Origin of the sequence: Variovorax sp. KBS0712 (genome assembly GCF_006323185.2) — a bacterium.
Lineage (GTDB): Bacteria > Pseudomonadota > Gammaproteobacteria > Burkholderiales > Burkholderiaceae_C > Variovorax > Variovorax boronicumulans.
On record NZ_VCCD02000001.1, the window covers coordinates 921413 to 934546 of the forward strand.

Annotated in this window: 13 protein-coding genes and 2 pseudogenes; 11 read left to right on the forward strand and 4 right to left on the reverse strand. The window is 64.5% G+C overall.

Annotated features, from left to right (window positions below):
* Positions 1-26 precede the first annotated feature (26 nt).
* A complete protein-coding gene (locus tag FFI97_RS04020; RefSeq protein WP_260684893.1) occupies positions 27-920 on the reverse strand; it encodes a WYL domain-containing protein in 894 nt (297 codons plus the stop codon).
* 127 nt (positions 921-1047) lie between these two features.
* Here FFI97_RS04020 and FFI97_RS04025 point away from each other — a divergent pair, with 127 nt between their 5' ends.
* From FFI97_RS04025 to radC, 4 genes and pseudogenes are all read left to right on the forward strand, one after another.
* On the forward strand, positions 1048-2865 hold the full coding sequence (locus FFI97_RS04025; protein WP_139702089.1) for an ATP-dependent nuclease: 1818 nt from the start codon (positions 1048-1050) through the stop codon (positions 2863-2865).
* Positions 2862-4625: a UvrD-helicase domain-containing protein gene (locus FFI97_RS04030; RefSeq protein ID WP_139702088.1), complete on the forward strand. Its 1764-nt coding sequence runs from the start codon at positions 2862-2864 to the stop codon at positions 4623-4625. The genes FFI97_RS04025 and FFI97_RS04030 overlap by 4 nt, the downstream gene beginning before the upstream one ends.
* Positions 4626-4682: 57 nt before the next feature.
* Positions 4683-4793 (forward strand): annotated as a pseudogene (locus tag FFI97_RS04035) (DUF736 family protein); the annotation flags it as partial.
* A 614-nt stretch (positions 4794-5407) separates the two neighbouring features.
* Positions 5408-5917: a RadC family protein gene (gene radC, locus FFI97_RS04040; RefSeq protein WP_139702087.1), complete on the forward strand. Its 510-nt coding sequence runs from the start codon at positions 5408-5410 to the stop codon at positions 5915-5917.
* A 25-nt stretch (positions 5918-5942) separates the two neighbouring features.
* Here the strand turns inward: radC and FFI97_RS33560 are convergent, their stop codons facing one another.
* On the reverse strand, positions 5943-6209 hold the full coding sequence (locus FFI97_RS33560) for a hypothetical protein (RefSeq protein ID WP_139702086.1): 267 nt from the start codon (positions 6207-6209) through the stop codon (positions 5943-5945).
* Positions 6210-6560: 351 nt separating this feature from the next.
* On the opposite strand from FFI97_RS33560, the gene FFI97_RS04045 reads away from it, so the two are divergent.
* The 3 genes from FFI97_RS04045 (at position 6561) to FFI97_RS04055 (ending at position 10157) form a co-directional block, all read left to right on the forward strand.
* Positions 6561-8567, forward strand: a complete 2007-nt coding sequence (locus FFI97_RS04045) for a ParB/RepB/Spo0J family partition protein (RefSeq protein ID WP_139702085.1) — start codon at positions 6561-6563, stop codon at positions 8565-8567.
* A 244-nt stretch (positions 8568-8811) separates the two neighbouring features.
* Positions 8812-9261 (forward strand): thioesterase family protein, encoded by a 450-nt coding sequence (locus FFI97_RS04050; protein ID WP_139702084.1) that lies wholly within the window; start codon positions 8812-8814, stop codon positions 9259-9261.
* 590 nt (positions 9262-9851) lie between these two features.
* A complete protein-coding gene (locus tag FFI97_RS04055) occupies positions 9852-10157 on the forward strand; it encodes a DUF736 domain-containing protein (protein WP_139702083.1) in 306 nt (101 codons plus the stop codon).
* Between the two features lie 52 nt (positions 10158-10209).
* Here the strand turns inward: FFI97_RS04055 and FFI97_RS04060 are convergent, their stop codons facing one another.
* Entirely contained in the window at positions 10210-10878 is a 669-nt protein-coding gene (locus FFI97_RS04060) for a DUF6988 family protein (protein WP_139702082.1), read from the reverse strand.
* Positions 10879-11451: 573 nt separating this feature from the next.
* Between FFI97_RS04060 and FFI97_RS04065 the strand changes: the two genes are divergently transcribed.
* Positions 11452-11799, forward strand: coding sequence for a DUF2958 domain-containing protein (locus FFI97_RS04065; RefSeq protein ID WP_139702081.1), 348 nt, complete (start codon positions 11452-11454; stop codon positions 11797-11799).
* A 45-nt stretch (positions 11800-11844) separates the two neighbouring features.
* On the opposite strand, the gene FFI97_RS04070 is transcribed toward FFI97_RS04065, so the two are convergent.
* The gene (locus FFI97_RS04070) at positions 11845-12135 is read right to left on the reverse strand and encodes a helix-turn-helix domain-containing protein (RefSeq protein ID WP_139702080.1); all 291 of its coding nucleotides are present in this window, start codon (positions 12133-12135) and stop codon (positions 11845-11847) included.
* A 196-nt stretch (positions 12136-12331) separates the two neighbouring features.
* Between FFI97_RS04070 and FFI97_RS04075 the strand changes: the two genes are divergently transcribed.
* The 3 genes and pseudogenes from FFI97_RS04075 to FFI97_RS34385 all read left to right on the forward strand — a co-directional run.
* A complete protein-coding gene (locus FFI97_RS04075) occupies positions 12332-12673 on the forward strand; it encodes a DUF2958 domain-containing protein (protein WP_139702079.1) in 342 nt (113 codons plus the stop codon).
* 103 nt (positions 12674-12776) lie between these two features.
* Positions 12777-13022, forward strand: coding sequence for a transcriptional regulator domain-containing protein (locus FFI97_RS04080; protein WP_139702078.1), 246 nt, complete (start codon positions 12777-12779; stop codon positions 13020-13022).
* Between the two features lie 13 nt (positions 13023-13035).
* Positions 13036-13131, forward strand: a pseudogene (locus FFI97_RS34385) (DUF7011 domain-containing protein); the annotation flags it as partial.
* Between the last annotated feature and the right edge of the window lie 3 nt (positions 13132-13134).

The following is a 13134-nucleotide window of genomic DNA, read 5'->3' on the forward strand; positions in this document are numbered from 1 at the left end:
TTCCCTGACTTCTTTCTTCTTGCCGTCTACGCGACCTCGGCGCTTGCCGCCGCGAAGCCTGGGGCCAATGCGGCGCTCTCCACGCCATACAGGGTCTGTGGGTTGCGCAGCCAAAGATGGTGGAGCGACGGATCGAGCCGATGATCCGGCGTGCTGTCGATGTTCCAGCGGCGCAGGACATAGCCGGCCAGCGCCGCGCGCGACTTCACGCGCAGCAAGCCATCTTGCATACCGTAGTCGGCCTCGACCGCCTTGGGCCAGGCCACGCCAGGATGCGGAGCGAGCTCGAGATCCACGATGCGCGCCCACTGCTCGTCGGCGCCCAAGAGCTCACGCTCTTCGACGATCCCGTCGATCTCCTGGGCCTTCGCGATCCGTGTCAGCACAAAGTCTCCAAATCTTTCCTTTTCCCTGTCATATCCCCGCACATGCCAGCGCAGCCCGTTGTCCGCCAACGCCACCGGCACGAGGTCGCGCCGCTTCTGGCCTGACGAAAGCGACAGGTAGCTCAGCCTCACCGCCCGCTTGCCATTCATGGCTCGCGTCAGCGTCGCGAGCACGCCCAAATCCGGCTTGACCAAGTTGCCCGGCCCCTCGCACGGCGCGACTTGGCGCAGCTTCAAATCCAGCCCGTCGCCAAACCCCTGCAACAGCCACGCGAGCACGCGCTCGGACTGAAACTCAAAGACCGGCTTGAAGGCCGGCGTGGGGCGGTAGCAGCGCTCCGCTGTGTCGTATTCGAGGTTCGCCCCCGCGCATTCCCGATAAGCGCTGAGGTCCCGCGACGCCGCCGCAGGCTTGACGCCGAACCGAGCCTCGATGTCCCCGCGCCGCAGCTCCCCGGTAAAAAAGGCTCGCAGTTCCAAGAACGCGAGCCTTTCCCGTTGGGTTTGCGACAACCCCTGTGCCGAAGCCTTCAAGTGTTTCTCCTGCATCCGCTCGCGCGCGCGAAGCGACCATTGCGCCAAATGTCACAAGAATACCATGCGCGTATCATAATGATAACCACAACAAGATCATTCTCAGAAGATCAAAAAGGGAAGCCGCATGAAAGTCGTCCGCCTGTCCATCTCGAATTTCCGTGGCGTCAAGTCCGCGGATCTCCTCTTTGATGGGCATACGCTCATGGTGGGCGCGAACAACGTGGGCAAGAGCACGCTATGCGACGCGCTTGACCTCGTGCTGGGGCCTGACCGGCTCAACCGCTTCCCGCCCATCGATGAGTTCGACTTCTACAACGCCCGCTACCTTGCGCCGCCGGTCGAGGAAGGCGCCGAACCCCAGCCCATTCCCCTTCGCGTCGAGGCTGTGCTGATCGACCTGAGCGCCGAGATTGACGCCAAGTGCGGCGGCAACACCGAGTTTTGGCACATGGTCGAGAAGCGCCTGCTTGGCGCGGGAGAGGCAGAGCAGGCCAATCCACCCGATGTCGTTCCTTGCCTGCGCCTGGAAACCATCGGCAAATACGATCCGGCCGAGGACGAGTTCGAGGCCAAGACCTTCTTCTCGCGAAGCCCCGACGCGCCGGCCGGCGAATTGACGGCCGTCTCAAAGTCGATCAAGCGCCAGTTCGGCTTCCTCTACCTGCGGGCGCTGCGAACTGGATCGCGGGCGCTCAGCCTTGAGCGCGGCTCGCTTCTGGACATCATCCTACGCACCAAGGGGGTCCGCACCACCCTTTGGGAGAAGACGATCGAGCGCTTGCGCGGCCTCGACATTGAGGCTGATGCGGACGAACTCGCGCCGGTACTGCGATCCATCGAGAAGCGCCTGTCGCGTTACATCCCGATGGAGGCGCCAGGCAATGCCACCAAGCTCCACGTCTCCGAACTCACGCGGGAGCACCTGCGAAAGACCATGACGTTCTTTCTCGCGCTCTCGGCGGACCAAGGCCACGTCCCTTTCGCGCATGCGGGGACCGGCACCATCAACACATTGGTGCTTGCCCTGCTCTCGTTCATCGCCGACCTCAAGCCCGAGACGGTGATCTTTGCGATGGAAGAGCCAGAGATCGCCGTCCCGCCGCACACGCAGCGGCGCATTGCCGACTACCTGCTGACGAAGACCACGCAGGCCTTCGTGACTTCCCACTCGCCGTTTGTGATCGAGCGGTTCGAGCCGTCGCAGACGCTGCTGCTCTCACGCGCCGACGGCGTGGTGACTTCCAAGAAGGTGTCAGAAGCCACCGGGCTCAAGGACAATGAGTTCAAGCGCTACGCCCGCTGGGGCCTGTCGGAGTGCATGCTCGGCAAGGCTGCGATTGTGGTCGAGGGCCTCACGGAATTCCACGCGTTGCCGGTGGCCGCGCGGCGCATGGAAGAGAACGACGACGCCTTGCAGCCCCTGGACATCGCGGGCGCCGCGTTTTTCAACTCGGATGGCGATGGCAACGGACCGAAGTTCGGAAAGTTCTTCAAGACCCTTGGGTTGAAGACCATCGCGTTCTACGACCACAAGGCCAATCGCCCCCCAGAGCAAACGGCCAACTACGCCGCCAGCTTCGACATCAACAGCGAACACGCCCACAAAGGCTTTGAAGATCTCGTGTCCGCGGAGATGCCGGCCGAGCGCCTCTGGACATTCTTGTCCGAGCTCAAGGAGAGCGGCGAGGCTGGCAACGTGGGCATCCCCGCCGTAAAGCCGGACGAGGCAGGCATTCGGGCCACCGCGAAGAAGGCGTTGGCCAGCAACAAGGGCGCGGGATGGGCCGCGCGCTTGTTTGAGCAATGCGACTTTGCGGAGCTGCCGGCGACCGTCACGCAATTTCTCTCGTCGGTCTACGCAATGTTCCCCGCGCCGCTGGCCATCGACGACGATGAGGCCGCAGAGCCAGGAGACCAAGGCGAGCTGCCCGTCGCGCTATGAACGAGCCCTGCCCGCTTCGCGACAGCGTCCTGGCTTGCGAAGGGCACGCTTTGGTCACGGGCGGACCTGGCAGTGGCAAGACCACAATTGCCCTGCGCAAAGCGGTCAAGCGCATTCAGGAAGGCATGGCGCCGGGGCAGTCAGCCCTCTTCCTGAGCTTTTCTCGCGCGGCGGTGGCGCGCATCCTCGACGCTGCCAAGCTCGAAGCCAACAAGGCCGAGCGCGACCAACTGTCGATCCAGACCTTTCATTCTTTTTTCTGGGACATCCTCAAAGCCCACGCCTACCTGTTGGGCGCACCAGACAAGCTCTCCATCCTGCTGCCGCAAGATGAAAAGGCCATCTGCGGCGGCATCGACGACGAAGATGAAGGATGGGGGCAGTGGCTGGTGGAGCGCGAGCGACTCTTTCGCGAAGACGGACGCATCGCCTTCGACCTATTCGCCCCGAACGCCACCAAGCTCCTTGCCACCAGCAGCTACCTGCTTTCATCGCTCGCGCGGCGCCATCCGATCATCATCGTCGATGAAGCCCAGGACACGGGCCAATTCGCCTGGCGATGCATCGAATTGCTCGCTCCGCACGCGCAGATCATCTGCCTCGCTGACCTCGAGCAGCAAATCTTTGACTACCTCCCCGGAGTCGGCCCCGAACGGATCGCCGCCATTCGAGCCGCGCTCGACCCACTTGAAGTCGATCTGGGCACCCAGAATCACCGCAGCCCCGACTCTGAAATTCTGATCTTCGGAAACGACATTCTTGCTGGGCATGTGCGCGGCGCGCCCTACAAGGGCGTCTCCTCCATCTCCTATCGCCCGGAGAATCCCACGCCGAATTGGAACCACTTGTTGCGCCGGGCGATGGCCCAGCTGCTCAAGGCTATTCGCGGTGAAACCGACGCGCCGGTACAAACGCTGGCCATACTGGTCTCAAACAACCGAAGCGCTCTGCGCATGTCGAACGCCCTCAACGCCATCGAGCCCAACTTGGGCAAGGTTGTACGCCACAAGCTGCTATTCGACGAGGCCGAGGCCTTGCTCTCGGCCCGGCTCGCGGCGTTTCTTTTGGAACCCAAAGACCTCGCGCGCCTCGAGCTTGATGTGGCGACCAGCATGGAGTTGATCGCCGCCGCGCGGCGAGCGACGGGCCAAGGCAAGGCGGCGGTCACCAAGCTCTTGGAGCAAGTGGGAAAGATTCGGGCCGGCAAGACCCTCACCATCAACATCGTCAAAGCCTTGCGAGGGCTGATCGTCACGCTGCACATCGACGGCTTCACGGGCGACCCCGCCACTGATTGGCTCACAGTCAAGCATGCGCTGCGGGCCACCGGCCAAGACGAACTGCTGCGCGTGGCCGCCCAACTCGACTTCCTGGTTGCCTTCCGCCGGGGACATCGAATCTCGGCTGGCCTATCCAATGAGTGGCTGCGCGATGGAGCCTATACCCACGCTCGGTTGGCGCTGGACCAAGCTCTCGCGCAAGAGCAAATTCTTGACGGCGTGGACACCCCTGCGGGCCTACAAGTGATGAATTTCCACAAGGCCAAGGGTAAGCAATTCGACGGCGTCATCATCGTCCGTGAAGCGCGTCGGACTGCCGCTGGCGTCGAGTCCTCGTTCATTTGGCGAGGCGACGACGCGCCGTATCCCAAAAGCAGGAAGGTCTTACGCGTGGGTATTACAAGAGCGCGAACTCATATGCTCATCGTTAATCCTCAGTGGCCGAACTGTCCACTACTCGGTGGTCACAAACTCATTTAGGACGCCTAACAGCAAATACCTGCAACGGCGCTAGAGATTCAAGGCCGGCTTTTCTAGCTGTCTGTGACGCTGGACAATTCGTCGTTCCCAGCGACCATCCACGTCCACCTAGTCGATGGCGAGGACGGCCAGCACAACCTGATCTGGTCGCGCAGCAAGGGCGATTGATCATCGCCCGCCTCGGCCGTCTCCCATCGGGGGCACGGACGCACTGCTGGCCGCAGCTTACGGCCGAGAGCACTCCATCACCGCGGCCGCATCGGCGACTTTCCGGAAGAGCCCCATCGAGGCTTTGCTTCTGCAGGAAAACCCTCGTCCGTTCGTTAATGGTTCTGCGCATGCCATGCAAATCGCAAATGCTGCCTTCGTGTTTGCTTGATTTCGCGAGAAAGCAGATTTGAGGTTTCCGGCGATGCGGCTTCGGGGGCTTGGGGGTTCTGCACGGATCAACCATGCCGGACGTCACCCGGCATCGCCGGGTCGCGCTGTCGTGCTGCGCATCGAGCCGCTGATGGCGTCTCGCCCCTTCGGCATCCATCGCTGACGCCTTCGCGCGTGTCCGCGCTGCGCGCTTCGCTTGCCAATCCGGCAACGGGGGGGGTGGCGGTGGGCTGGCTTGCTGTTCCCTTCACCGTATCACGTCGTTCTCGTCGTCAAGGTCTGCGCGCCCCGCCCTGCGGTTGTGCGCTTGCGTCCTAGCGGCCGTCTTCGAACCCTGACCACTGCGCTGCGCCGTGCTGGTGCCGGTCTCGGGCAATCCCGCCCGATTCACGGAGCCGATGATGGCGCACGATCTCTTCTCTTTCGATTCTTCCGTTCTTCTGGTTCGCGATGTCGCGGGCGACTACCGGCCGGCGGATGCCGGCGAGGTGCTGCAGGCCGCGCAGCGGCTGCTGGGACAGCAGTTGCAGGGACACGAGGTGCTGTCCTCACCACAGGTGGTGCGCGACTTCCTGCGGGTCAAGCTGGGGACATTGGAGCACGAGGTGTTCGCGGTTCTGATGCTCGATGCGCAGAACCGGCTGATCGAATACCTCGAACTGTTCCGCGGCACGGTGACTCAGGCATCGGTCTATCCGCGGGAGGTGGTCAAGGAGTCACTGGCGCGCAATGCGGCGGCGCTGGTCCTGGTGCACAACCATCCGTCGGGGGTCGCCGAGCCGTCGCGGGCCGACGAACACCTGACGCAGACGCTGAAGGCGGCGCTGGCGCTGGTGGACGTGCGGGTGCTTGACCACCTGATCGTCGCGGGCAACGACGTGCTGAGCTTTGCGGAGCGCGGGTTGCTGTGACGCAAGGGCCTGCGGGCCCTTTAGTTCATTCTTCATCGTGCGCGCTGCGCGCGTGGTCCCAGGGTTCTCCAGGGGACTGGCTATAGCCAATCCCCGCCGCGCAGGCTTGGCGCCCCTCGATACCGCCGACCAGGCGGCGCCTGATCGGCCAGCGCACGGTGCCGATGCGCGCTGCGCGCTTGTTCACCTTTAGCCAGGCGGCGCCTTCGGCGCGCTGTGGCGCTCGCCGCGCGGCCGTGGATTCGTCGCTCCCCTGGCCGTTGGCCGGGTTTCCGTCTTTCCCCTCCTTCATCGCTGATCCCGCGACCGTAGCCGCCGGTGCCTGGCCGTCAAGGCGCGCAGGGCCGTGTCCTCGCCGGAGGCTGCGGGCCGCACCAACCCTGCGCTTGTTTCCTTGACGGCCAGGCCCCGCCGGCCCGGTTTTTCGCGGGCGATGAACTCAGGAAAGACGGCGGCAACGGCGACCAGCCCAGGTCACTGCGCCGAACCCACCGAAGCCAACACCGGGCTCCGAATCTTGGAATCCGGCTGGCGTGGGAAACCACAGGAGAGCCGCGCATGCAGACACCGACGCCTTGAACCCTTTCCCCTTTTCTTCCCTTTTTCACTTTCTACGTCCCGACACGGGACAGGAGTTTTCAATATGAACACCGCTACCATTCACGAAACCACCGCCATCGCCGCTGCGGTCGCAGCCGTCACGGCTGCGCAGGAACTGCTGCTGATTCCGCTGTCCAAGCTGCGGCCTTCCAGCCGCAACGTGCGCAAGAGCGGCGGCACGTCGATCCCCGAACTGGCCGCCAGCATCGCCCGCGTCGGCTTGCTGCAAAACCTCAACGTGGTGATGGCCCCTGATGGCGAACACTACGAAGTCGTGGCCGGTCGCCGCCGCCTCGCCGCGCTAAAGCTGCTGGTCAAGCGGCGCAAGCTCGCGAAGGACTTCGAGGTGGCCTGCCTGCTGGGGTCTGATGCTGCGGCGCGCACTGTCAGCCTGATCGAGAACGTGCAGCGCGAGGCCATGCACCCGGCCGACCAGTTCGAGGCCTTCGCCGATCTGGTGGCCGAGGGACGACCCATCGAGGACATTGCCGCCGACTTCGGCGTGACGCCCTTGGTCGTGCAGCGGCGCTTGAAGCTCGCCAACGTCTCGCCACGTTTGCTGGCCGACTACCGAACTGGCACCGTGACGCTGGAACAGTTGATGGCGCTGGCGATCACCGACGACCATGCGGCGCAGGAAGCCGCGTTCTACGAATCGCCGCAGTGGCAGCGCAGCCCGGAGGCGCTGCGCGATCACCTGACGCATGAAGAGATCGACGCGGGCCGCGATGCGCTGGCGAAGTTCGTGGGCGTCCAGACCTACGAGCAGGCCGGTGGCCCCGTGCGGCGTGACCTGTTCGCGGACGAACAGAACGGCATCTTCCTCACGGATGCAACCTTGCTCGAATCGCTGGCGAAGGAAAGGCTCGCCACTGTGGCCGAGCATGTGCAGGCCGAGGGATGGGGTTGGGTGGACGTAGCGCCGCGTGCCACCTACGCCGACCTGCACCAGTTCCAGCGCATGCGCAGCAAGCGGCGCGAGCCGAGCAAAGCCGAAGCCAAACGCATCGCCAAGCTCGAAGCGCAACAGCGCAAGTTGCAAGACCGCCTGGACGACGAGAACGACGACATGACGGACGAGCAGGCGCAGGCAGCGCAGGACGAGATGGACAGCCTGGGCAACGAGTTGGAAGCCATCGAACGCACCCTGGTGGTCTATCCGCCGCGCACGATGGCGACGGCGGGGGCCGTGGTGTCGCTCGACCACATGGGCGGCGTGATCGTGCATCGCGGGCTGCTGCGTGAGGATCAGGCCAAGACGCTGCGTCAGCAGGAACGCGATGGCCACAGTGCGGATGACGAAGCCGAAGGCGGCAGCGGGCAGCAGGAAGCCAAGCTCACCATTTCGGAGAAGCTGGTAAAGCGCCTCAGCGCGCATCGCACCGCCGCCCTGCAAGCGGAAGTGGCTCGGCATCCGCACGTGGCGCTGGTGGCCGTGGTGCACCGGCTTACGTTGCGCGTCATCCATGATGCGCACTACGGTTCGCCCATCAACATCACCGCCAACCCCCAGGACCGGCTGGAGCAGTACGCGCCGGACGTGGCCGAGACACCGGCTGCGGTGGGCATGCGACAGGTGCGGGAGGCTTGGGACAAGCGCCTGCCCGCGGAGCCGGATGCGCTGTTCGCCGAGTTGCTGGCGATGCCACAGCAGGAGCTGCTGTCGCTGCTGGCAGTGTGCGTGGGCTTCACGGTGACCGCCATCGCTTCGCGTGAGGACGAAGCCCCGGCTGCTGCGCTGGCACAGGCCGTGGCGCTGGACATGCACGCGTGGTGGACGCCGACCGCAGCGGGCTACTTCGACCACGTCTCCAAGGCCAAGGCCGTGGAAGGGGTGCAGGCCTTCGCGCCCGGTGAAGTGAACCGGCTCGGCAAGCTCAAGAAGGCGCAGATCTCCAGCGAAGCCGAGCGGCTTGCGGCGGGCACGGGTTGGCTGCCTGCGATGTTCCGCGCCCCGGAGGTAACGCCGGCTGACGTTGCAAGCGCTGAACCGATTGCTGAGGGGCAGGCCGATGCCGAAAACCACGAGGACGCGCACGCAACGGCGTGATCCTCATGACTCCCCGGCCCGCGAGGCCGGGGATCGAGAAATCGGCGCATCGCGCGCGGCAGGTCTGCCGCGCGCGTTTTGACTTCCGGAACGCGCAAGCCCAACGCGCCCTGCGTGCCGCCCTACGCCAGCACTCGCTGCGGTGGGTTGGGGATGCCTGCGGGTCACGGGAGCATCGAACAGCACCGATCGCCCGCAATCCAGCGCGCTGATCGAGCCTTCGACAACCCCATCCGGATACCCCATGAACCACCAAGGCGTCAGCGAGATATTCTTTGAAGAGTCCTACACCGTGCCGGCCGACCAGACGGCAAAGTCGCTTTTCTCGCGGCTTCCGCACGGAAGCGAGTATGCCGAGCGACTGATCGAATGTCTTGCCACCGGGTACCTTGTGGCAGTGGTCGAATCCATTTGCATTCGTGAGATGCAGCAGCACGTCGATGCCGTCGCCGAAGTGGTGGTCGGCCGTTCGATCCGTATCGACCATCGAGGGCCAATCCCACCCGGGTCCCCCCTGCGACTGCGCGGATGGCTTGAACGGCTGGGGGACCGGAGCGCGACATTCCGCGTTCAGGCCCACGATGCGCACGAAGTCGTCTGCGAAGCCACTGTCACGCTGGTAGCTGTCCAGCGGGCACAGATGGAGTCGCGCATCGCGACAAAGGTTTTGGCACTCCAATGCCCTGGAACCTAGAAATGCGCGCCCCGCCAGTGGCGGAGCGCGGACACGACGCAACTTGCTGCACTCGAATGTCGTGCGAGCCGTCCTGAATGAAGCGGGCGAACAGTCCGCCAGACGACGGTGGCTCACAGAGAGCGTTCCGATGCGCAGCTCCTTCCACGCCACAAATGCCGATCCACTGGCAGCGCGGATGCGGTGGGATTGTTCCTCCTTTTCGTTGCGCGGCTGACATGGACTGGGATCGCTTCGGGGCCCGTGCCGGAAACGCTGTTGCGGCGGAGACGGTGCTGGGGCCATGCGTCCTTTCGCGACAGGATCACACCCACAGCGGCCTTGTATTTGCCGTGAATCCTGGCGAGGGCGCGGCGGCGCTGCACTTCGTTTCGCGACGCCTCGGGCTTGTTCGCCGCAACCGTCCGGCCCGACAAATTTCCCCGACCTGCGGTCTTCCTCGCGAGGCAAATTTCTCGGGCCTCCCGGTCCTTCACTGCGTTGCGGCCCCTTCGCTGCGCTGTGGGATGCGGCGCGCCCGGACCCTCCCCCATCGGATCACGCCAAGGCCGCGATGGGCGCGACCTGGTCAACTTCAAAAGGACTTCATCATGGCCAACATCGGCACATTCACCGCACAGAACGACAGCTACACCGGCACGGTTCGCACCCTGACGCTCAACGTCAAGGTCAAGATCGTGCCCAACGACAAGGAGAGCGAGAACGCTCCGGACTACCGCATCGTCGCCGGCAACTTCGAGATCGGCGCGGCGTGGAAGAAGCTCAGCCGCGCGGAGCGCCCCTACCTGTCGGTGACTCTGGATGACCCGTCGTTCCCGGCAACGATCTACGCCCGCCTGGTCGAAGGCGACGACGGCGCGCACAACCTGATCTGGTCGCGCAACAAGGGCGACTGAGCGTCGCCCTCGGCGCCCCGCTTCGGCGGGGCGCTGTTCCTCTGCGAGGCCGCTATTTCAACAAGTCAGGCAGGCAGTCGGCGAACGCCGGCTGGATCTTGCGCATGGGCTTGGCGACGGCTTCGTCCCATGTCAGGACCGCCAGGGCCATGGCGGTCATCGTGAGCAGGCCATTGGAATTGCGCAGGATCTGCAGGGCCAGGTGGACCGGGAAGCCTTCGGACTGTCGGCGCAGCGGGTGGATGCCGCCGTGCACGAACGAGTTCAGGGAATGCCAGGACACGTCCTTGAAATGCGCCAGCATCTGATGCGCGGCCGCGGGCAAGTTGGGTCCTACACGCTTGCCGATCTGCTCGATCATCTCGCTGGCCGAGGGGAGGTTCTTCGCGGCCTGCTCGCTCTGCAGGGTCAGCGGTGCGCTGAGCTTTTCGATGGCCAGGTCGCTGGCCGCGTATTGCAGCCACATGGCACGGGTCAAGGCCTCGAACTGCAGCCGCATCAGGCCGACCGCCGACGTGGCCAGTCCCATCGCCATCAAGGCGCGCAGGCTGAGCCCATGCTCGAGCGCCACGGAGCACATGCCGAAGGCAGCCTCGCCGCGAGGTGAGGGATCGAACTCGGCGCCGTCGAGCAGGTGCAGCAGCGCTTCGTGCAGCTCGTCGGACCGACGGAGCATGACTTCCAGGGGTTCGTCCGAGGTTTCTTGTTGGGGAGCGTCCATACAGGCATCGTATTCGCTCCCTGTTGGGCTGCGCGTCAGCAGACCGGCGCAGGCTCGCCCCTGACTCACGGCTTTGCGGATGTTCCCAAATGAGTACACCCGTATCTGCGTCTGCTCGCCAATCCGCTTTTACGGCTTTGCGGCTCCACGGTTCAACGGCGATTCGTGAAGGCGGCTTTGCGCTTCGGAGGGTTTGTTGAATGCCGGATCGCTGGCTCTACGACTCTCCACACATCCGTCATCCAGCCCAAGAGTTTTTGTGCGTCTCCGGCGATGCCGGCCGCGCTGTCGTGCTGCGCATCGAGCCGCCGATGGCGTCTCGCCCCTTCGGGCTTCCATCGCTGACGCCTTCGCGCCAGTCGGCGCTGCGCACTGCGTTTGCAGAAGCAGGGGTGAAAGGAGGGATGGCTTGCTGTTCCCTTCACCGTATCACGCCGTTCTCACCGTCAAGGTCTGCGCGTGCTGTGCACGCTGGCGGCCTCGCGGCCGTCTGTCGAACCCTGACGGCTGCGCTACGCCGTGCTGCTTCCGGTCTCGGGCAATCCCGCCCTGATTCCTTCCAAGGAGAAGACCATGACGAAACTCATCACGGACGAGCAACGCGCGCAGCTGCTGGCCAACGGCCGGCAGTCCCTCGAACAGGAAGACTTCGATCCCGCTCCGGTGGTCAAGCTGTTCACCCCGGACGCCGGGGCGACCTGGCTGCTGACCGAGATCGACCCGGACGACCACGACCATGCGTTTGGGCTGTGCGACCTCGGCTTGGGCTACCCTGAGCTGGGGTGGGTCAGCCTGGCGGAGATCGCAACTGTGCGCGGCCGGCTCGGACTTCCCATTGAACGGGACTTGCACTTCGAGGCGCAGAAACGCTTGAGCGCGTATGCACGAGAGGCACGTCTTGCCGGACGCATCGTGGTCTAGCCACGACGCATTGGCCGCCGACGACGGTCGGCGGCCGATCTCGTTCTAACCCTCTTCCTTGAGCAGACGCGCTTCGGTTTCCAGCATCAGTTCGCCAGCGCTACGGCCCAACGCTCGCGCGATCTTCAGGATCATCGCCAGGGTCGGCATGTGCTCGCCGCGCTCGATCTTGCCCATGTGCGAACGCTCGATACCGGCCTGGTGCGCCAGGGTTTCCTGGGCAACGCCATCCTCGGTGCGCAGGGCGCGCACCGCATCTCCAAAGGCCCGTGCCGGGCCCGCCTCAAACGTCGTCGCGCCGGTCGGCCGCCCGCGCTGTATTCCCTGCTTCTGCATACACAGAAGCGTTACGTTTTAAAGCAATTAAAACCACGTTATCTTTAACTCATAAGATGGCGCGCCAACAGAGTATTCGGCTTGTCCCGCTGACAAGACGACGTCATACCGCCCGGTAGGAAGCGCCTGGGGGGCGCTTCTGGGACTTGCTTTATGCCCCCTGCGAATTAGTATTTAACTGCCTCACGCGAAAACCATGACTTTCCTAACCGAAGAACAGCGAAGCCGGCTGCTGGCCAATGGCGCAGCGCGGGCGCGTGGCGAAACCATCGATCCGCTGCCCGTGGTCAAGCTCTACACCCTGGACGCAGGGGCCGCCTGGCTGCTGACTGAGCTGGATGCCGATGGGGATCGAGCCTTTGGGCTGTTCGACGCCGGCACCGGCACCCCAGAGCTGGGGCAAGTCAGCCTCTCGGCCTTAGAAGGCGTCCGCGGCCCGCGCGGCATGCGCATCGTGGCCGATCCACACTTCAAACCGCGCCAGCCGCTCTCGGGCTACCTGGCAGACGCACAGCGAGACGGATCGATCAACGACTGATGCGATCGCCGGCAGGGTCGCCGTTTGCGCGATGCGCGTCGCCTCGAAAGCGACCTTGCGCCCCCTCCGCTGTGGCAGGTTTCCTCTTCCAAAGGAGGATTCCGTGACCAAACCCAACCCCGAAGACCTGCCCCGCGCCCCCTGGGCCGTCTCCGCCGCCTACCTCTACGTGCTGGACCTCGACGACTCGGGCGTCGCATGGGAGTACCTGCGCCGCCATCCGGGCTACGGCTCGGATTGGACGCGTCGCAGGCGCGTGGTGTCCTTCGCCCGCTGGGGGTTGCGATGTTGCCGAAGATCCTGGTCTGGACGGGCGCTCTGCGCGTCCGCTGTGGCTATCCTCCCCTGACGGTTTGCTGCGGGTGCGGGCTGCTAACACGCACGACGCCGCAGCCCACCGTTTCGACCTATGGCGCATTCCTGGCCGCAAACGCCTGGCGCTTGACGGCCCGGACCTGTCG